General features: G+C 61.3%; 17 protein-coding genes and 1 rRNA gene. 9 read left to right on the forward strand and 9 right to left on the reverse strand.

The features are described 5' to 3' along the window. A 16S ribosomal RNA gene (locus JAB1_RS01925) occupies positions 1 to 421 on the reverse strand; the annotation flags it as partial. Between the two features lie 487 nt (positions 422 to 908). Between JAB1_RS01925 and JAB1_RS01930 the strand changes: the two genes are divergently transcribed. Beyond that, the gene (locus JAB1_RS01930; RefSeq protein ID WP_070278398.1) at positions 909 to 2288 is read left to right on the forward strand and encodes a sodium-dependent transporter; all 1380 of its coding nucleotides are present in this window, start codon (positions 909 to 911) and stop codon (positions 2286 to 2288) included. Here the strand turns inward: JAB1_RS01930 and JAB1_RS01935 are convergent, their stop codons facing one another. The 7 genes from JAB1_RS01935 to JAB1_RS01965 all read right to left on the reverse strand — a co-directional run bounded on the left by JAB1_RS01935 (position 2289) and on the right by JAB1_RS01965 (position 9752). Further along, on the reverse strand, positions 2289 to 2903 hold the full coding sequence (locus JAB1_RS01935) for a M15 family metallopeptidase (protein ID WP_070278400.1): 615 nt from the start codon (positions 2901 to 2903) through the stop codon (positions 2289 to 2291). After that, positions 2903 to 3805, reverse strand: a complete 903-nt coding sequence (locus JAB1_RS01940) for a LysR substrate-binding domain-containing protein (protein WP_034782805.1) — start codon at positions 3803 to 3805, stop codon at positions 2903 to 2905. Before JAB1_RS01940 ends, JAB1_RS01935 begins: the two co-directional genes overlap by 1 nt. 83 nt (positions 3806 to 3888) lie before the next feature. After that, positions 3889 to 4689 (reverse strand): N-acetylmuramoyl-L-alanine amidase, encoded by an 801-nt coding sequence (locus JAB1_RS01945; protein WP_034752412.1) that lies wholly within the window; start codon positions 4687 to 4689, stop codon positions 3889 to 3891. A 30-nt stretch (positions 4690 to 4719) separates the two neighbouring features. After that, the gene (locus JAB1_RS01950; protein ID WP_070278402.1) at positions 4720 to 5667 is read right to left on the reverse strand and encodes a BadF/BadG/BcrA/BcrD ATPase family protein; all 948 of its coding nucleotides are present in this window, start codon (positions 5665 to 5667) and stop codon (positions 4720 to 4722) included. 94 nt (positions 5668 to 5761) lie between these two features. Further along, positions 5762 to 7423 (reverse strand): family 10 glycosylhydrolase, encoded by a 1662-nt coding sequence (locus JAB1_RS01955; protein ID WP_083299518.1) that lies wholly within the window; start codon positions 7421 to 7423, stop codon positions 5762 to 5764. A 91-nt stretch (positions 7424 to 7514) separates the two neighbouring features. Next, positions 7515 to 8825, reverse strand: a complete 1311-nt coding sequence (locus tag JAB1_RS01960; RefSeq protein ID WP_070278406.1) for an MFS transporter — start codon at positions 8823 to 8825, stop codon at positions 7515 to 7517. A 45-nt stretch (positions 8826 to 8870) separates the two neighbouring features. Further along, positions 8871 to 9752: an N-acetylmuramic acid 6-phosphate etherase gene (locus JAB1_RS01965; RefSeq protein ID WP_070278408.1), complete on the reverse strand. Its 882-nt coding sequence runs from the start codon at positions 9750 to 9752 to the stop codon at positions 8871 to 8873. A 191-nt stretch (positions 9753 to 9943) separates the two neighbouring features. Here JAB1_RS01965 and JAB1_RS01970 point away from each other — a divergent pair, with 191 nt between their 5' ends. Further along, the gene (locus tag JAB1_RS01970; RefSeq protein ID WP_070278410.1) at positions 9944 to 11002 is read left to right on the forward strand and encodes a helix-turn-helix transcriptional regulator; all 1059 of its coding nucleotides are present in this window, start codon (positions 9944 to 9946) and stop codon (positions 11000 to 11002) included. A gap of 142 nt (positions 11003 to 11144) precedes the next feature. Then, a complete protein-coding gene (locus tag JAB1_RS01975) occupies positions 11145 to 12272 on the forward strand; it encodes a nuclear transport factor 2 family protein (RefSeq protein WP_070278412.1) in 1128 nt (375 codons plus the stop codon). Positions 12273 to 12274: 2 nt separating this feature from the next. Here JAB1_RS01975 and JAB1_RS01980 read toward each other — a convergent pair whose 3' ends face one another. After that, the gene (locus JAB1_RS01980) at positions 12275 to 13015 is read right to left on the reverse strand and encodes a GntR family transcriptional regulator (protein ID WP_034782800.1); all 741 of its coding nucleotides are present in this window, start codon (positions 13013 to 13015) and stop codon (positions 12275 to 12277) included. A gap of 226 nt (positions 13016 to 13241) precedes the next feature. On the opposite strand from JAB1_RS01980, the gene JAB1_RS01985 reads away from it, so the two are divergent. The 6 genes from JAB1_RS01985 (at position 13242) to bioA (ending at position 20307) form a co-directional block, all read left to right on the forward strand. Then, a complete protein-coding gene (locus JAB1_RS01985) occupies positions 13242 to 14579 on the forward strand; it encodes a serine hydrolase (protein WP_175445005.1) in 1338 nt (445 codons plus the stop codon). 81 nt (positions 14580 to 14660) lie between these two features. Then, positions 14661 to 15947, forward strand: coding sequence for a D-amino acid dehydrogenase (locus JAB1_RS01990; RefSeq protein ID WP_071653285.1), 1287 nt, complete (start codon positions 14661 to 14663; stop codon positions 15945 to 15947). A 92-nt stretch (positions 15948 to 16039) separates the two neighbouring features. Further along, on the forward strand, positions 16040 to 16486 hold the full coding sequence (locus tag JAB1_RS01995; protein WP_070278416.1) for a YchJ family metal-binding protein: 447 nt from the start codon (positions 16040 to 16042) through the stop codon (positions 16484 to 16486). A 40-nt stretch (positions 16487 to 16526) separates the two neighbouring features. After that, complete coding sequence (locus JAB1_RS02000; RefSeq protein WP_070278418.1) at positions 16527 to 18149, forward strand: carboxyl transferase domain-containing protein; 1623 nt, start codon at positions 16527 to 16529, stop codon at positions 18147 to 18149. 21 nt (positions 18150 to 18170) lie between these two features. Beyond that, complete coding sequence (locus JAB1_RS02005) at positions 18171 to 18959, forward strand: enoyl-CoA hydratase/isomerase family protein (protein ID WP_070278420.1); 789 nt, start codon at positions 18171 to 18173, stop codon at positions 18957 to 18959. A gap of 19 nt (positions 18960 to 18978) precedes the next feature. Beyond that, positions 18979 to 20307 carry an adenosylmethionine--8-amino-7-oxononanoate transaminase gene (gene bioA / locus JAB1_RS02010; RefSeq protein ID WP_070278422.1) on the forward strand — a complete coding sequence of 443 codons (1329 nt, stop codon included), beginning with the start codon at positions 18979 to 18981 and terminating at the stop codon, positions 20305 to 20307.

Consider the following 20307-nt stretch of genomic DNA (forward strand, 5'->3'; position numbering starts at 1 on the left):
AACCCGAAGGCCTTCTTCACTCACGCGGCATTGCTGGATCAGGCTTTCGCCCATTGTCCAAAATTCCCCACTGCTGCCTCCCGTAGGAGTCTGGACCGTGTCTCAGTTCCAGTGTGGCTGGTCGTCCTCTCAGACCAGCTACTGATCGATGCCTTGGTAGGCTTTTACCCTACCAACTAGCTAATCAGATATCGGCCGCTCCACGAGCATGAGGTCTTGCGATCCCCCACTTTCATCCTTAGATCGTATGCGGTATTAGCGTAACTTTCGCTACGTTATCCCCCACTCTAGGGTACGTTCCGATATATTACTCACCCGTTCGCCACTCGCCACCAGAGCAAGCTCCGTGCTGCCGTTCGACTTGCATGTGTAAGGCATGCCGCCAGCGTTCAATCTGAGCCAGGATCAAACTCTTCAGTTTAATCTCTGTTACTTTGCCGTTTTACCGGCACCATCATTGCTGATGGGTCGCTCACTCAAAAAACTGACAGGCTACTTCCGAAGAAGTATCCTATTTCATTATTTCTTGTGAACATTTGATATTTTAAGTTTTACAGCGATCCGAAGATCCCTGCTGCACTTACATCAAATGCCCACACTTATCGACTGTTAATTGTTAAAGAACTGTATTCGGTTACTGCTTTCGCGCCATCAACAAAGCGTTGTGTTTGTCAGCTGCGAAGAAGGAAGAGTATGAAGCATTTCAGCACAATCGTCAACACCTTCTTTTCTACTACCCAGCCCCTGAAGGCTGTCCCTTTTCTGCCGCAAACTAGTGCGTCTCATTGGGGAGGCGAACTATAGCAAAGCGCCCCAGCGGAAGCAAGGCTTTTCCCGGGTATTTGCGGCCAACTGCTACAATTTCGCCCCCTCAGCGCACATTCGCGTCCCACCATAGAAGATTCACCATGAAACAACAAGCTCAAAGATCAGGCCTGACCCTGAAACGGGCTGGCTTTACCACTGGCTTCGGCGTGCTCGCCGCCACCCTCGGTTCCGCAGTCGGTCTCGGCAATATCTGGAAATTCCCCTACCTGACGGGCGCCAATGGCGGCGCGGGCTTCCTGCTCATCTATCTGCTCGCCACCTTATTAGTAGGGTTGCCCGTGATGATCGCGGAAATCACCCTGGGACGCCGCGCCAAGGTCAACCCGATCTCCACCATGGAACAGCTGGCGCCCAAGGGCAAGCCCTGGTGGCTGGTCGGCGTCATCGGCATGATCGCCGCCTTCCTGATCGTGGCGTTCTATTCGGAGGTAGTGGGCTGGGTGTTTGCGTATATCGCCAAGGCCATCGATGGTTCCATCCTCAGCAGCGACAAGCTGGTAACAGAAGCGGCCTTCGCTTCGCTGATCAGCAATCCCCTGCAATCGCTGTTGTGGCAATGGGGCGTGCTGCTGTTTATCGGCGGCATATTGATGTTGGGCGTGACCAAGGGCATCGAAGCGATCGCCAAGAAACTGATGCCGCTGCTGTTCCTGCTGTTGCTCCTGCTGTGCGCGGTCAGCCTGTCGCTCGATAAAGCGGGCGAAGGACTGGCGTTCCTGTTCCGCCCTGATTTTTCCAAGCTGACGGCCTCCGTCGTGCTGACGGCCATGGGTCTGGCCTTCTTCAAATTGTCTGTTGGCATGGGTACGATGATGACGTACGGCAGCTATTTCCGTGACGACCAGAATATCCCCGTCACCACCTTGCGCGTGATGGCGGCCGACCTCGGTGTATCCATGCTGGCCGGTATCGCCATCTTCCCCGCCGTGTTCACCTTTGGTTTCGCCCCCAGTGCGGGGCCGTCGCTGGTGTTCATCACCATCCCCGCCGTGTTCTCGCAAATTCCGATGGGACAAGCTCTGATGGTGGTGTTCTTCATCCTGGCTGCCGTGGCCGCCACGGGGGCGATGCTGTCGCTGATGGAAGTGCCCGTCGTGATTTTCCATGAACGTTTCGGCTGGACGCGCACCAGGGCCACCATCGTGACCATGCTGCTGCTGGCCGTGCTCGGTTCCGTATGCGCCCTGAGTAACAGCAGCCTGGCAGACTTCAAGCTGTTTAACTTGAATATGTTTGATCTGTTCGACTTCGTCTCGTCGAATATCTTCCTGCCCGTCGGCGGCATCGCGATTGCCTTGTTTACAGGCTGGGCCTGGGGCAAGGACCATTTCATTGATGCGATCGGCAACCATGGCCAGCTGCAAAATAAAACCCTGGCGCATGTGCTGCTGTTCCTGCTGCGCTTTGTCTCGCCCGTGCTGATCCTGATCGTGATGCTGAAGGGTTTACAGGTCTTCTAATCAGAGAACCCGGGTGTAGGTCTGGCGCACCAGCACCCGGTCGCCGCAATCGAAATGCCACCATTCGCTGTTGATGCCGAAGAAGCCCGCCTGGAACATGGCGTCGCGCAACAGGCGGCGGTGCGCCACGTGTTCCTCGGAAATGTCCCCTTTCTCCAGCAAAACCAACTCCAGTGCCGGGTGCGAGCGCTCACTTAAATCGTCAAAGCCAGTCCCCATGTCCAGTTCCTGCCCATCCGGGCCGACGATGGTGATGTCGAGCGCCATGCCGAACGAGTGGATCGAGCCGCGCGACGGTTCGGCGATATAGCCCAGCAACTCCGTTCCTTGCAACGCATCCCACAATTGCTGCTGCACCCGTTGCGGACGCAGGGCATCGAGCACCAATAAATGATGATCGGGGCGCTTCACGGCCAGCCAGGCCACGGCTTTTTCCAGGGCGGCCGCCGCATCGCGGTGCAGCCAGGCGCAATCGATGGGACTGTATAAGTCGCGGCCGACGAAATTGTCGGGCGTGGCATAGCGCAAGTCGACGGCGATGCCGGCGATGCTGCTCAGGTGGCGAAATTGCGGATCGCTGCCGACCGCTTCTAATTGCAAACTTGCAACAGACATCAGACTCCTCTTTCCAGGCAGTTGCGCGCCGCCACGCCGATGCTGTCGGCCAGGCGCCGCGCGCCATGCGACAGCGGCGAGTGGCTCGCCGTCAATAAATACAGTTGGATGGGGATGGTGGGCGCCCAAGGACGGCGCTGCAGGCGCTCAGGCGAGCCGGACGCGGCAGTAAAAGGATCGACCACGGCCATGCCGGCGCCCGCTTCCACCAGGGAACGGGCGATTTGATAGGTCTGCACCACGGTAGAAAAGACGGGGTGGATATCCTGCGCCTCGCAGGCGGCGACCACCAGTTCGCCCAGTGGATCGTTGTCCGCATGGCCGATCAACTCGCCGTTCAGGCCATGCGCCGTCAACGGCGTGCCGCAATCGGCCGCATGCCAGGTGCCGGCCGGCGCAATCACCGTCATGACGCCCTGCGCGATGGGTTCAGCCACGATGCCCGGATGGCGCGGGTCTTGCAGCGACACGGCCAGATCCGCTTCACCGAGGCGCAGGGTATTGACGATCTCGCCCGTGTGGTGGGTAGCCAGCTGACAACGCGTGTGGGGAAAGTCGCGCCGCCACTCCGTCATGGCAAACGGCAAGACGCTGATGGCGATCGTCGGCGTGGAGACCAGGCGAATGGTTTCCACCGCATGACCCTTCAGGCTGGCTGCCAGGCGGCGGATACCCAATAAATCGCGGTTGAGCTTTTCCGTCTCGACAAACAAGCGGTGTGCCTCGGGCTTCGGATACAACTTGCCCCGTACGCGCTCGAACAGCGGCATACCCAGTTGCAATTCGCAATGCTGCAAGACCTTGGTCACGGCCGGCTGCGAAATATGCAGCACCTGGGCCGCACCGCTGATGGTGCCAACTTGCATGATGGCGTGAAACACTTCGATATGACGCAGCCGCATGAGCTATTCCTTTACCTTGCCGTGGCCACCTGGGCCTTCAACGTTCAGCATATAAGAAAAAGTCATGGGCTGGAACGGCTATGCTACTTTGCAACAACAGCTGGGGCCGGCGTCGTCAGCACTTCCAGCAGGGCCGCCGTTTCGCCATCGGGCGTGCCATCGAACAAGGTGTTGCGGTATTTCATCTGGAAAGCGATCAGCACATTGCGCGTCGCTTCATCGAAGACGCCCGTGTTCGGCGTCGCATAGCCGTGCTGGGCCAGCTTTTTCTGGAACCAGACGGCGTCCGGCACTTGCTGCTCAAAAATGAGGCGCTGCGCGGCAACACGGTTCGCGTCCGGCCAGACGATCAGGCCCGCATCGGCCAGCTGGCGCCAAGGGAACAGGGGGCCCGGGTCTTGCTTGCGCTGTGGGGCGATCTCGTTATGGCCAAGGATATTTTCCGGCGCGATGTTGTAGCGGGCCTGGATATCTTTCAGCAGTGGAATCAACTCATCGATCTGCGCTTGCGGGAATGGATACCAGAGGCGGCCTTCCGGCGTGTCCTTGTAGCCCGGGTTGACGATCTCGATACCGATCGAGCTGACATTCAGCTGTGTATAAGTCTTCCAGTTACTCACACCCGCATGATTGGCCTGGCGCGATTCGTCGACCAGCACGTAAAACTTCGGCTTGTCCGTGTCGGTCAGCAAATAATGGCTGCTGACCACTTGTTCCGTCAGGATCTTGATCGAGCGGGGCAGATCGCTGACCGTGTAATGGATGACGATGAATTTCACGCGCGGACTCTGGCTGCGCGCGTTCAAGCTGTGGTCGAGGTGCGGCGCGGGCGTGGTACAGGCGGAGAGCAGGGCCACCAGCAGGGCGAGGGCGATTTTTTTCATGAAAGATCCGTGTTCGGGTTGGTAAAATGTTCAGTTCTTGCCAGTACGCTGGCTGGCTGCCCGGGCTGCCACCTTGGCCGCAGCCTCATGCGAACGGGCAACTTTTTGCTCCATCATCAACGATACCGGCAAAGCGGCGCGCATGGCAACCGCGATGGACGGGTGCAATTGCGCTGCGCGGCCCGCCAGCACCACAGGACGGGAACCGTAGCGCGTCGTCAAGGCCAGCGCCAAACGCGCCAGTTCCTGTCCCGCGCGCTGCAAAATGTCCAGCGCCAGCGGGTCGCTTTCCGCACTGGCGGCCACGGCCAGCGCCAGCCGGCCGATGGCGCCCCGATCCTGGCCATACATGAAGGCACGCGACAGCGACCAGTCGCTGCCGCCCAATTGCGCAAACACGGCTTCGGCCATGGACGAGTCTTGCCAGCTGCCAGGCGCCTCGTCTTCGCGGCGCCAGATGTGGCGCAAGGCTTCGCGCGCGATCCAGTAACCGCCGCCGCCATCGTCAAGCAGCACGCCGCGCCCGCCTGCGCGGTGAAACACGCCATCCGCATCGATCCAGGCGGCAATCGAGCCCGTGCCAGCGTAGACCAGATATCCTTCGCCGGGTTCAAAACTGTCGCGATAAGCGATATCAATATCGTTGCCCAAGCGCACGTCGCCGGCGTCCAGCGCCAGCAACTCTGCCAGCATGGGCGCCAGCGCCACATCATCGCCGCCAAAGCCCGTCAAGCCCGCCACCACGGCACGCGGTTGGCCAACGGCCAGCACGGCCTCGCACAACCTGGAAAATGCGGCGTGCACGGCCACGCGGCCCGCTGCGCTGCTCATTTGCAAGGCAGACAAGCCCTCCACAGCCCCATCGGCCACGATGACGCCGTCCCCGTTGGCCAGGGCCCAACGCGTCTGCGTGCCGCCCGCGTCGATGCCCAGCCCCAGCACGGCAGTGTCAGTATTGGTTACAGGGAAGGAAATCATGGCATGAGTGTAAAGCCAAGCTGAGCTTGCAGGCATGAAAGCTTGCGCATGTTTCATGCCTGCAGGTTATGGACTAGCGGTGAACGGTCAACAACTACTTGGCGGGGGCCGTAAACGGTGCGCGCACGGTAACGCGGGGGCTTTCATTGCCGAGGCGGTCCACGGCGCTGACCACTACCGCATTGACTTTACCAATGGCATCGTCGACCAGGGTCAGCTCGCCTTGCACGCCCGTGACCACGGTAAAGCGCCAGTCTTCGCCGTAGCGGGCCCAGACCGCGTACTGCGCCACGGCTTTGCCGCCGCCCGCCGTCAATTTGATGTTCAGGCTGGTGGAATCGCGGCGCAAGGCCAGCACGGGCGTACCCGGTGCTTCCTTGCCCAGCCACGGCGTGGCGGGAATCAGGGCAGGGCTTTGATATACGGTCGCCTTGAGTTGCTCGCTGACACCCTTGCGGTTCTGCATCAGCGGCACCATGCTGAAATGCACTTGTCCATTCGCGCCGGGGCGCGTGCGCGTCACTTCGATCTGCTTGATGATCTCTTGCGGCGTGAAGGACTTGGCGGAATTGTCGATGCGGCTCGTGTATAAACCGGGCCACACGTGGCGGCCATACGGATTTTGCGCCAGCCAGTAGTCGAGCAGCACGCCAAACGCTTGCGGTGCCTGCGCCACGGGCCAGTACAACTGCGGCGACAGGTAATCGAGCCAGCCCTTGGCCAGCCACAGTTCCGCATCCGCATACAATTTATCGTACTGGCTGAAGCCAACGATGCCGGAAGGGCGGCGGTCAGGACGGCCGATGCCGAACGGGCTGATGCCGAAGCGCACCCAGCTCTTTTCGCGGTGGATGCCTGTATATAAGGCTTCGATCAGCTGGTTGACATTCTGGCGGCGCCAGGAAGGGCGGTCCAGCTGGCCACCGGCCAGCAAATATTGCTGCCAGGAAGGCTCATCGGGGAACGGCAGTTCGCGCTTGGCGCCGCCATTGCCCGCGTCCAGCGCGGCTGTTTCCGCACCGGCACCGGCGCCAGGCGCATCGATCGGGTACGGATAAAAGTAATCATCGATGTGCACGCCGTCGATATCGTAGCGGCGCACCACGTCCAGCACCACGTCCGTCGTGTGCCTGGAGGCGGCGGCGTCGCCCGGGTCCATCCACAGGTAGCGGCCGTATTGCTTGACGGACGCCGGGTTGGTGGAAGCGAAACTGTCGCGTGCCAGCGGCGACTTGGCCGTCGCGTGACGGGCACGGTAGGGGTTGAACCAGGCGTGCAATTCCAGGCCGCGCGCATGCGCCTGCGCCACCCAGAAGGCCAGCGGGTCATACATGGGCAACGGCGGCTGGCCTTGCTTACCGGTCAGATATTCCGACCACGGCTCCAGTTGCGATGGGTAAATCGTGTCGGCGCTGGGCCGCACCTGCAGCACAATCGCGTTCAGATTCAAGGACTTGGCGCGGTCGAGAATGGCCAGCGCTTCCGCTTGCTGCTTGGCGACAGGCAAATTGCTGCGGCTGGGCCAGTCGATATTGGCGACCGTCGAGACCCAGGCAGCGCGGAACTCGCGCGGCGCCGGCGGCGGCACTTCGCCCGTGATGTGCTGCACGGGCGGCACGGCCGGCAAACCCGCTTCGCCTGGCGTCACTGCGGAGGGCAGCCTGGTGCTGGTACAACTGCTGAGCAATGTGGCGGTGGCCAGCGCGGCCAGCACGCCGGCGGTGGCGCCCAAGCGTTTTTTGAAAGTAGACAACAAAACAATTCCTTGCAGTGGTGAAGCGCAGGTCTATCGGTGCGGGCATTTTACTGTGCGCCCGCCATCCATGCGGGCGCACAGTTCAAAAGAATCAGGCTTCGGCCTTCTTGCCGAATTCGGGATCGATCTTGACCAGCGCGGCCATGATGAAAGCGGGAATGGTAGCGATGCAGACCCAGATGAAGAAATGCTGGTAACCGAGCATTTGCTGGATCCAGCCGCTGGCCATGCCCGGCAGCATCATGCCCAGGGCCATGAAGCCCGTGCAGATGGCGTAATGGGCCGTTTTATGGGCGCCATCGGAGACCATGATCATGTACAACATATACGAAGCGAAACCGAAGCCATAGCCAAATTGCTCCAGGGCGATGCCACTGGCAATCACATAGATGCTGCTGGGCAAAGCGGTGGCCAGATAGACAAACACCAGGTCGGGCAAGTGAACGGACAGCACCATGATCCACAGGCAACGTTTCAAGCCGAAGCGGGAAATGATGAATCCTCCCAGCAAGCCGCCCAAGGTCAGGGCGATCACGCCGATGGTGCCGTAGACGAGGCCCACCTGTTCCGTGCTGAGGCCCAGGCCACCCTTGGCAACGGGGTCCAGCAGGAAGGGCGCGGCCAATTTGAGCAGTTGCGCTTCGCCGAGGCGGAACAGCAGCAGAAAGCCCAGGATGACGAGAATATCCTTCTTCTTGAAAAAGGAAGCAAAGGTGGCGACGAACTCCTGCAACGGAGAAACACCGGCGCCCTGGATGCTGGGACGGTCATCCTGCGGTTTCGGCAGGACAAAATAGTGGTACAGGAAGAGGGCGATGAACAGGCCCGCCAAAATCGCAAACACGACGGACCAGGCCAGCTGCACATTGCCCGTCGCATGCGTCAGATAGCCAGCCAGATACACGAGGCCGCCCTGGCCGGCGATCATCGCCAGGCGGTAAAACGTGCTGCGCACGCCGACAAAGGCCGCCTGCTGGTGTTCTTCCAGGCCCAGCATATAAAAACCGTCGGCGGCAATATCATGCGTGGCGGAACTGAAGGCCATCAGCCAGAAGATAGCCAGGCTGATCTGGAAAAAGTGCGGCAGCGACGTCGTCAGGGCCACCAGCGCCAGCGCGGCGCCGATCACCAGCTGCAAGCCGACGATCCAGAAGCGCTTGGTGCGGTACATATCGATAAAGGGCGACCACAGGGGCTTGATGACCCACGGCAAGTACAACCAGCTCGTATACAGCGCGATATCCGTATTGGAAAAACCGTAGTTCTTGTACATGATCACGGACAGTGTCATGACCACTACATAGGGGATGCCCTGGCCAAAATACAGGGAGGGGATCCACAGCCACGGCTTATTTGACGGCTTACTCGCGCGCGCCGGGGCGGTTTGTTTCACTAGCTCCATACATCCTTCGTTGTCTCCCAGACAGAAGAATGCCGCGCCATCGGATCACGCCGCCAGTGCCGCCCGCACACTGCCGTCCGCGCCGGCCAACAATGCCTGTGCCTGGTTTGTGTTGATTTTTTTGATCAAGGCAACTATCGCCACCTTGACGTGAAATTGGCATTGCTCCAGCACGGTCCTGGCCTGCACTTCGCTGGCGCCGGTGGCGTGCATGGTGAGACGCACCGCCCGCCAGATCAGCTTGGCGTTGGTCGGCTTCAAGTCTACCATCAAGTTTCCGTAAGTTTTATGCAAACCGACCATCAGCGCGCTGGAAATCGTGTTCAGGGTGATTTTTTGCGCCGTGCCCGCTTTCAGGCGGGTGCTGCCGGAAATGACTTCCGTGCCCGTGTCGAGCACAATGCCGCATTGCGCCTCGTGCGCCACGGGCGCATCCACATTGTTGGCGATGCCTATCGTCAAGGCACCCGCCTTGCGCGCGGCCAGCAGGGCGCCCAGCACATACGGCGTGGCGCCGGAGGCGGCCAGCAGGATCACCACGTCATTGTCTTGCGGCTGCAGGGACAGCAAGTCCGCCTCGCCTTGCTGCAAATTATCTTCCGCCCCTTCGACAGCCGTGAACATGGCGCCCGCGCCGCCGGCCAGGATGGCGACGGCCCGCTCGGGCGGCCACGAAAACGTGGGATTGAGTTCGACACTGTCGAGTACGCCCAGGCGGCCCGACGTGCCCGCGCCCACGTACAGCAGGCGTCCGCCGGCAGCGATGCGGGGCAGGGCGGCCGTGATGGCCGCAGCGATGTCGGGCGACGCCAGCCGCACGGCCTCGACGGCCCAGAACTGGTCATCGACCAGCGCCGCCACCAGTTGCTCCACCGGATACAGGTCCAGATCCGGATGCCGCCGGCTCGGAGTTTCAGTTTTCAACATGATTTCAGAACATGGTTGACCGTGAAACCAGTTTAATACCAACGAGCGGGATCAACCATGAAAGGATGGCGGGCGGGCATAACGGGAGTTTATGGCTGGCGCAGGAACGTGATGATGTCCTTACTTGTACTTCGATACGCTCCCGTTTGTGTCTATACTTGGGTTCGACGCCAACATCCACGACACGCCCCATGATCGCTCGCCAATTGCTGTTCCTGTTTAGCGCCCTTGGCGCCATCAACGGCATTTTCCTGGCCGTCTATTTTTTCAGCCGCCGGCCCCGCTGCCTGGCCGACTGCATGCTGGGCGCATTGCTTCTTGCCGTCGGGGTGCGCACCGCCAAGTCCGCTTTCCTCTACTTCAACCCGGCGATCGCAATCGAATTCCGCCAGCTGGGCCTGTCGGCCTGCCTGCTGATCGGTCCCTTGACCTATCTCTATGTGCGCTCTTTCTTGGCCGGGCTCGCGCAATTGCCTGCTGGACAACAATGGCGTTGGCACCTGGGCTTGTCCTTCCTGCTGATCGGCATTGGCGTTGCCTTTCCGTATTCCGCGTATCGTTCTGTATGGAACCAGTCGAGCCATGCCATTCATGTGTTCTGGCTATGCTACCTGCTGGCAACCGCCAGGCTGCTGTGGCAAAGCCGCCGCGCATGGTGGAACGAGGGACAGCGGATGGCGACCAGCAGCGTGCTCCTGCTGAGCGTCTTTGCAGGCAGCTGCGTCATGCTGGCGGCGTACGCGAGCACGCCGTTCACGTCCTATATCGTTGGCGCCTTGTCATTCACCTTCTCGCTGCATGTGGCGGTGATGGTCTTTCTGCTGAGAAAGGAAGGCTTGACACCATCCGAGCCCAAGCAGAAGTACCAGAATAACCGCCTGGCGCACGAAGATACGCTGGCCGTGCTTGCCGCGCTGGAACAACAGATGAGCGGACAGAAATCCTATCTGAATCCGAACCTGACCCTGGCCCAACTCGCCAAGCGGGCGGGATGCACGCAGGCGCAGGTGTCGCAGGTACTGAATGACAAGCTGGGCAAGAGCTTCACGACCTACGTCAACGAATACCGTATCGCCGAAGCGAAACAGGTATTGAGCGACGAGCCGCAATGGAACATGGATACCGTCGCCGAGCGCTGCGGGTTCAATTCCAGTTCCACCTTCTACTCGACCTTCAAGAAAGTGGCTGGACAGACGCCCGCCAGCTTCCGGGCTCAATCTGGCCAGCCGGCCAGGGCCATTTCCGCATGAAAGCACTCCGGAATCGCCATTCCGGAGTCTGAAATCGTGTTTGGCGACATCCATTCCCCTGCACTTCGATAAATTATCGAGCACCAGCGATCTGAAATAGTCGTTGCTCCGATAAACGCAGTTCTATATGCAGGGTACATCCATGATTCAGTTTTTATTGCGAACGATACTCGCCTGTTGCTTCCTGAGCATCACCGCCATCGGCACCGCCGCAGACCAGGACGAAAATGCCATCCGGGAAACCGTGCGCTTGTATATGCATGGCACCAGCTTTAACGTACAAAGCGAGATCAACCAGGCCTTCCATGCAAATTCCCGCCTTTACCTGGACGGCAAAAACGATGCGGAATGGGAGTTGAGCGGTCCGGAATACGCCAAACTCTTTTCCCAGGAGAAAGCAGGGCAATTCAATGGGCGCCACGGGCGACTGATCAAGGTGGATGTGAGCGGCAAGGTGGCCACCGCCAAGGCCGAAATCCACATTCCTGAGCAAGGGGTGCGCTATGTGGATGTCTTTCTGTTGAAAAAGATCGCCGGCAACTGGAAAATCGTCAGCAAGTCGGCCCATCGCGAGCCAGCAGCCCCGCGCCACGCACGCAAGGTGCTGCTGGTGGTGTCGAATGTACATCAGTATCCGGGCACAAAGGTTAACGCTGGCAATAATTTTCCGGAGATCGCGTATACCTATGATGTCTTTCGCAAAGCGGGGTACGCCGTCGACTTCGTCAGTCCCGAGGGTGGCGCCATTCCCCTGGAAATGATCGTCACGTCGGACGCGCTGCTCAAGAAGTACCTGTACGACAGTGATTTCATGTGGGCACTGGCCCATACCAAGCCCGTTTCCGAGGTCCGGGCGGACGAGTATGCGGGCATGGCTTTCGTCGGCGGCGGCGCGGCCATCGTCGGTATCCCGGAAAACAAGGCGCTGCAGGACATCGCCTTGCGTATCTACGAACAACAGGGCGGGGTGATCGCGGCCATCTGCCATGGCACCGAGGGCATCAAGAATCTGAAGCTGCGTGACGGTACCTTCCTGATCCAGGGCAAGGTACTCACCTCGTTCCCCGATGCGTTTCTCAACAAGGAATCACCGGTATACAAGGCCTATCCCTTTTCGGCAGAAGCGAGCATCAAGCGCCATGGCGGCATATTCAGGCACGGCGCCAACGGCAAGAGCCACGTCGAGGTCGATGGCCGGCTGGTGACCGGCATGAGCTGGGAAGCGTCCGTCGGCGTGGCGGAATCCATGATCCGCCTGATCGAGCAGTAAGCTTACGGGGCGCGGCGCATTTCCGCCACAAAGTCGTAATGATCGCTGCGGCAATACGAATGCGTGAGTTCCACCGCTTCGCCCGACTCCAGGTAGGCGATGCGCGTGATGAACAGCACGGCCTGGCCATCGGGGATGCCCAATTGCTTGGCCAGCACGTCCGTCGCATTCATGGCGCGGATGTGCTGCAAGGCGCGCACGGGGGCCTTCTTGATGCTGCTCAAGTATTCATACAGCGAGTCCCCCATCGCCTCAGGCTCCGGCACCACGCTGAACGGCAAGACGCTCACTTCATATGCCATCACGACGTCATCGGCCAGGCGCAGGCGCTCCAGGCGCGCCACTTTCGTGTTCTGCGCCAGGCCCAGGCTCAGCTGTTCATCGCTGCTGGCGATGACGACTTCGCGCTTGAGCCAGCGCGAGCCGGGGCGGTAGCCGCGCTGCTGCAGCTGCTCGGAAAAGCTCGACAGGTTCGATAGTGGCTGCTCGATGCGCGGGGCAATATAGTTGCCCGAACCGCGGCGGCGCACGACGAGGCCTTGCTCGACGAGCTGGTCGATGGCCTTGCGGGCAGTCACGCGCGATACGTCGAGCAGTTCGGACAGGGTACGTTCGGATGGCAGGGCCTGGTCTACCTGGTAGCGGCCGTTGCGTACGTCATCGCTCAGCTTGCGGGCGATCTGCATATATAAAGGCGAATTGTCATTTAAATCGACCTTGAGTTCTACGCTGGTCTGGCTCATACAGTTCTCCTTGTCCTCCTAGTGTAATAGCGATGGCGCCTGCGCGTAGCCCGTCCACCCATGAATAAATGGAAAATGACCATAAATAACGGTTATACACTTAAAAAAACAATGTTTTACCGTACGTATAGCTTTGCATTATGGATAAATAAGCAATTTTCATTAGCGCAGTAAACCATCGCGCCCTATGCTGGTGGCGCCTCCACCACACCGCGAAACAGGGAACATGCACAATAAAATGACGGGTTTACTGGGCTTGCTGCTGCTGGGTACGACGTGGACGGCGCTGGCCGCCCCGCCCGGTAGCGGCAAGGACCAGCAGCGCGCGCTTGATGCCACGCTGGCCGCCATCGTCGATGATGCGGCCCACCCGCTGGCCAGCCTGTCCGTCCTGGCCATCCGCCACGGCAAGGTGTCGTATCAGCAACAATTTGGCTACCGGCACATAGCCGCCACTCCGGCGGACAGCTTGCCCGTGACGCCGGCCACCCTGTTCCGCATCGCTTCCGTCTCGAAGATGATGACCACCCTGGGCCTGATGCGGCTGGTCGAGCAGGGCAAGCTGAGCCTGGACCAGGACGTGGGTATCTATCTGGGTTTTTCCCTGCGCAACCCGCATTTCCCCCAGCAACCGTTGACCTTGCGCAGCCTGCTCAGCCACACTTCCTCGCTGCGCGATGCGGGCGGCTATGCCTGGGGCCCCGAACGCAGCTTGCGCGACGTGTTTACGGCCGGCACCGATACGATGTGGGATGCGGCCGCGGCGCCGGGCCGCTATTTCACGTATGCCAACCTGAACTGGGGCGTGATCGGCACCGTGATGGAAAAAGTCACGGGCGAGCGCTTCGACTTGCTGATGCGGCGCCTGCTGCTCGATCCCCTCGATGTGCGCGGCGGCTACAATCCGGCCGCCTTCCCGGCGGAGGACGTGGCAAACACGGCTACTCTGTACCGCAAGCGCACGCTCGACACGGAGATCTGGCAGCCACACGGCCCCTGGATCGCGCAAGCCGATGATTTTTACCAACGCCCACCGGCCGCGCCAGCCGGCCTCGAACGGTATGTGATCGGCAGCAATGCCACCGTCTTCAGCCCCACGGGCGGCTTGCGCATCTCTGCTGCGGGACTGGGCAAGGTCATGCAGATGCTGCTCGACGGCGGGCGCTATCAGGGAAAACAACTATTGCAGCCGGCCAGCATCGCGCTGATGTTTGGCCGCCAATGGCAGCTGGCGCCAGACGGACGCAATGGCGACAGCGAACGGGGCCTGTACCACGCCTGGGGCCTGGGCAACCAGCAATTCGATGCGGTGGCAGGGCAGGGCAACCGCCTGGTCGAGGGTGCCGGCTTCACGGCCGTGGGCCACCTGGGCGACGCGTATGGCCTGGTCTCCGCCTTCGTGCTCGATTTCAAGAGCAGGAACGGCCTGGTGATGCTGGTGGGCGGCACGGGCAGCGATCCCGAACACTATCCTGGCACGTATTCCGCCATGGGGCGCAACGAGGAATTGATACTCACCGCGCTATACCGTGGTGCGATTGACAACAATCCATCCTTGCATTGAAATGGTGCATTCCTGAAAGTTATGGCTGCACCATGATGTTTCATTGGCTGCGCTGACGGCCAGCCTCTAAGCTCTTCCCGAATGCTCCCGCACCATGGGAGCGCAACGCAGCGAGGCAACATGCAGCAACAAGTCATCATCATCGGCGGCGGCATCGTCGGTCTGACATCGGCCTGGTGGCTGGCCGAGGCCGGCTACAAGGTCACCTTACTGGAACGCAATGAGCAGGTGGCGATCGCCGCCAGCTACCGCAATGGCGGCCAACTCAGCTATCGCTATGTAGCCCCGCTGGCCGATGCGGGCGTGCCCTTCAAAGCCCTGCAATGGCTGCTGCAGAAAGACGGTCCGCTGCGCTTCCGTCCCGAAGCGGACTGGCGCCAATGGCGCTGGATGGCCAGTTTCTTGCGTAATTGCAACAGCGCCAGCAATGCCCGCACGACGGCCAAGCTGCTGCAACTGGGAGAATGGAGCCGCGCCGGCATGGCGCAGCTGGAGCTGACCGTGCCGCCCGAAGCGTATGCCTGGCGCGATGCGGGCAAACTCATCGTCTACCGTTCGCCCGCCATCTTTCAGCGGGCCGTGGCCCGGCCCGAGTCGGAAGAGGCGCGCATCGTCTTGTCTCCGGCGGAAGCCGTGCAGCGCGAACCGGCGCTGGCGGCCTTGCAAGGCGCCCTGGCGGGCGGCATTTTTACGCAAGGCGAGGCGGTGGCCGATTGCCACGCCTTTTGCCTGGCGCTGGAAGCGCGCCTGCTGCAGCACCCGAATTGTTCGCTCTTATTAAAAGGCGAGGCGCGCCGCCTCGTCACGCACAAGGGCAGGATCACGGGCGTCGATACGAGCCTGGGCTTGCTGCAAGCGAATCACTATGTGCTGGCGGCCGGCATCCAGAGCCGCGACCTGGCCGCCACGGCGGGCATCTACCTGCCCCTGTACCCGCTGAAGGGCTACAGCCTGACGGCGCCCATCCGCGCGCAGCACCGGGCGCCCGAGATCAGCATCACGGATTTCGAACGCAAGGTACTGTATGCGCGCATCGGTGGCGACTTGCGCGTGGCCGCCATGGTCGACATGGTGGGCGCCGACAACAGCATCGACTGGGGCCGCATCGCGGGCCTGACGCGGCTGGCGCGCGAAGCCATGCCGCAGGGCGCCGATTACGACCAGGCCACGGCCTGGGCCGGCCTGCGCCCCGCCACGCCGAACAGCGCACCGCTGGTGGGCGCCAGCAAATATGCGAACCTGTGGCTCAACTTGGGCCATGGCCCCTTGGGCTTTACCTTTGCCGCCGGCACGGCGCGCATCCTGGCCGACCTCATGGCTGGCAAGGCGCCGCCGTTCGCGCTGGACTTCCTCAGCCCCACAAAGTAGCCAGGCAAGGCGCGGCGCACGCGCCGCTGCCGATATGGCGGATAATTGCGGAACTTTTCAGTTCCCTCTTTTCTGTTCCTGATTGCCAGCGCATGCCCACACTCTCGACATCTGCCGCCTGCCCCTGTGGCGGCGCCTCCTACGCCGGCTGCTGCGGCCCGTATATCGCGGGCGACGCCTTGCCGCCCACGGCCGAAGCCCTGATGCGATCGCGCTACACGGCGTTCACCCTGCGCAACGAGCCCTATCTGCTTGCCACCTGGCACGCCAGCACCCGTCCCACCGACGCTTTATTTGCCGAAGAAGAAAAAGTCCACTGGCTGGGACTTGAGGTAAAATCTGCTTTACGTTTACGTCAACGTAAAGCAGTATCAGCAGATCAAGCCGAAGAGATACAGCGCGACAGCGTGGAATTCGTGGCCCGCTACAAGGTCAACGGCCGCGCGCACCGCCTGCATGAAGTGAGCCGCTTCGTGCGCGAAGCGGGTGAGGGCGGCGCCCTGCGCTGGTTTTATCTCGACGGCAGTTTTCCCGAATAGCGCGACCCGAGAGACCGGGCGATAATAAAAAGGAACCGCAATGCCGCACATCGAAAGCAAACTCAATCCGCGTAGTGAAGATTTCAAGGCCAATGCCGCGGCCATGCAAGCCATCGTCGACGATTTGCGCGACAAGGTCGAGAAAATCGCGGCCGGCGGCGGCGAAGCGGCTGCCGCCAAGCACCTGGCGCGCGGAAAGCTGCTGCCGCGCGACCGCGTGCAGATGCTGCTCGATCCCGGCACGCCCTTCCTCGAGTTTTCCCAGATGGCGGCCTACGCCATGTACCAGGACGCCAAGGGCGTCGATGCGGCGCCTTCCGCCGGCATCATCACCGGCATCGGCAGGGTCTCGGGCCAGGAATGCGTCATCGTCTGTAACGACGCCACCGTCAAGGGCGGCACGTATTATCCGATGACGGTGAAAAAGCACTTGCGCGCCCAGGAAATCGCCGACCAGAACAACCTGCCCTGCATCTACCTGGTCGACTCGGGCGGCGCCAATCTGCCGAACCAGGACGACGTCTTCCCCGACCGCGACCATTTCGGCCGCATCTTCTACAACCAGGCGAACCTGTCGGCCAAGGGCATCCCGCAGATCGCCGTCGTGATGGGCTCTTGCACGGCCGGCGGCGCGTACGTGCCGGCCATGAGCGATGAGTCGATCATCGTCAAGGAGCAGGGCACGATTTTCCTCGGCGGCCCGCCACTGGTCAAAGCGGCCACCGGCGAAGTGGTGACGGCCGAAGACCTGGGCGGCGGCGACGTGCACACGCGTTTGTCCGGCGTGGTCGACCACCTGGCGCAGAACGATCTGCACGCGCTGTCGCTGGCGCGCACCATCGTCTCGAACCTGAACCGCACCAAGCCGCAACAGATGGCGATGCGCGAGTCCGTCGAGCCAAAATATCCGACGCAGGAACTTTATGGCGTGATCCCCGTCGATACGCGCAAGCCCTTCGACGTGCGCGAAGTGATCGCGCGCATCGTCGACGGCAGCGATTTCGACGAATTCAAGGCCCGCTATGGCACCACCCTGATCTGCGGCTTCGCGCATATCTATGGGGTGAAAGTCGGCATCATCGCCAACAACGGCATCTTGTTCTCCGAATCGGCCCTGAAAGGCACGCATTTCATCGAATTGTGCTGCCAGCGCAAGATCCCGCTCGTCTTCCTGCAAAATATCACGGGCTTCATGGTGGGCCGCAAATACGAAAACGAGGGCATCGCCCGCAATGGCGCCAAGATGGTCACGGCCGTCGCCACGGCCGCCGTGCCGAAATTCACGGTGATCATCGGCGGCAGCTTCGGCGCCGGCAACTACGGCATGTGCGGCCGCGCGTTTTCTCCCCGTTTCATGTGGATGTGGCCGAATGCGCGCATTTCCGTCATGGGCGGCGACCAGGCCGCTTCCGTGCTGGCGACCGTCAAGCGCGACGGCATCGAAGGCAAGGGCGGCGAGTGGAGCGCGGACGAGGAAGCGGCCTTCAAGCAGCCGATCAAGGATCAATACGAACACCAGGGCCACCCGTACTACGCCACCGCGCGCCTGTGGGACGATGGCGTGATCGACCCGGCCGATACCCGCATGGTGCTGGGCCTGGGCCTGTCGGCTGCCTTGAACGCGGAAATCCCGGACACGAAGTTCGGCGTATTCCGCATGTAAGCGGCATTCAGGGAGAAGAGAATGGAATTTGAAACCTTAAAGCTGGTCATCGAGGGCAATGTCGCCACCGTGACCCTGAACCGGCCCGACGTGCGCAATGCCTTCAACGAGACGACGATCGCCGAACTGGCGCGCGCCTTCGAGGGCCTGGGGCGCAGCGACATGGTGCGCGCCATCGTGCTGGCGGCGAATGGCGCAGCCTTTTGCGCCGGCGCGGACCTGAACTGGATGAAGAAGATGGCAGGCTACACGCATGCCGAAAACCAGGCCGACGCGCTGCAGCTGGCGCAGATGCTGCGCACGATTTACCTGTGTCCCAAGCCCGTGGTGGCGAAGATCCAGGGCGACTGCTATGCGGGCGGCATGGGCCTCGTCGCCGCATGCGATATCATTCTGGTTGCGGAAGACGTGCATTTCTGCCTGAGCGAAGTGCGGCTGGGACTGATCCCGGCCACTATTTCACCGTATGTCATCAAGGCCATGGGCGAAAACGCGGCACGCCGCTATTTCCTGACCGCGGAGCGATTCTCCGCGCAAGAGGCGCTGCGCATCGGCTTTGCCCACGAGGTAGTCGCTGGCGACACGCTGGACGCGAAAACGGCCGAGGTGCTCAAAGCGCTGACGGGCAACAGCCCGCACGCGGTGGCGCAAGCAAAAACGCTGGTGCGCGAGATCGTTGGCCAGCCGGTTGACGATGCGCTGCTGGCCGACACGGCCGAGCGCATCGCGCAGATCCGCGCCTCGGAGCAGGGACGCGAAGGCGTGCAATCGTTCCTCGACAAGCGCAAGCCGAGTTGGCTCATGGGCTAGCAATATCATTGGAGCAGTTTTGAAAGCAGAAAAACAATCGGGCTGGGTCGAACGCAGTCTGCGCAGCGTGTGGCATCCGTGCACGCAAATGCAGCACCACGAGACTGTACCGCTCATCCCCGTCAGCCATGGCCGCGGCGCCTGGCTGTATGACCACGAAGGCCGACGCTACCTGGACGCCATCAGCTCCTGGTGGGTGAACCTGTTCGGCCACGCGAATCCGCGCATCAATGCGGAATTGAAGGACCAGTTGGACCGCCTGGAACATGCGATGCTGGCCGGTTTCACGCATGAACCGGTGATCGAACTGTCGGAAAAACTCTCCGCCTTGACGGGTGGCGTGCTCGGTCACAGCTTTTACGCGTCCGATGGGGCGTCCGCCGTGGAAATCGCCCTGAAAATGAGTTTTCACGCCTGGCGCAACAGCGGCAAGAGTGAAAAGCAGGAATTCGTCTGTCTGAAAGGCAGCTACCACGGCGAAACCATCGGCGCGCTGGCCGTCACCGATGTCGCCCTGTTCAAGGATGCCTACGGCCCCTTGCTGCGCGCCACGCAGACGGTGATGTCGCCCGACTTCCGCCAGGCGGCCGAGGGCGAGTCCGCCCAGGACGTGGCGCGCCGCGCCGCCGCCGAAGTCGAACAGCTTTTCCAGCAAAAAGCGGACAAGATCGCCGCCATCATCATCGAGCCGCTGGTGCAGTGCGCCACCGGCATGGCCATGCACGATCCCTTGTACCTGTCGCTGGTGCGCGCCCTGTGCGACCGTTATCAAGTCCATTTGATCCTCGATGAAATCGCCGTCGGCTGCGGACGCACGGGCACTTTCTTTGCGTGCGAACAGGCCGGCATCTGGCCCGATTTCGTCTGCCTGTCGAAAGGCATCAGCGGCGGCTATCTGCCCCTGTCCCTGGTGATGACGCGCGAAGACATCTACCAGGCTTTCTACAGCACCGACGTGCGCCGCGGCTTTTTGCATTCGCACTCGTACACGGGCAATCCGCTGGCCTGCCGCGCGGCGCTGGCGACCCTGTCGATTTTCGAGGAAGACGATGTGCTGGCGGCCAACCGGGAACGCGCCGCCAGGATCACGCGCGCCCTGGCGCCGCTGGCGCAGCATGAAAAAGTCAAACACTTCCGCCAGCAGGGCATGATCTGGGCGTTTGACGCCGTCGATGCGGCGCCCGACTTTTCGCGCCGCTTCTTCAGCACGGCGCTGGAACACGAACTGCTGATGCGCCCCATCGGCTCCACCGTCTACCTGATGCCGCCGTACATCCTCGACGACGAGGAAATCGCGGGCCTGGGCCAGCAGACGCTGGCCGTCTTCAATCATGTGATCGGGGCCTGA

The sequence above is a fragment of the Janthinobacterium sp. MP5059B genome (genome assembly GCF_001758645.1).
In the GTDB taxonomy this organism is placed as follows: Bacteria; Pseudomonadota; Gammaproteobacteria; order Burkholderiales; family Burkholderiaceae_D; genus Janthinobacterium; species Janthinobacterium lividum.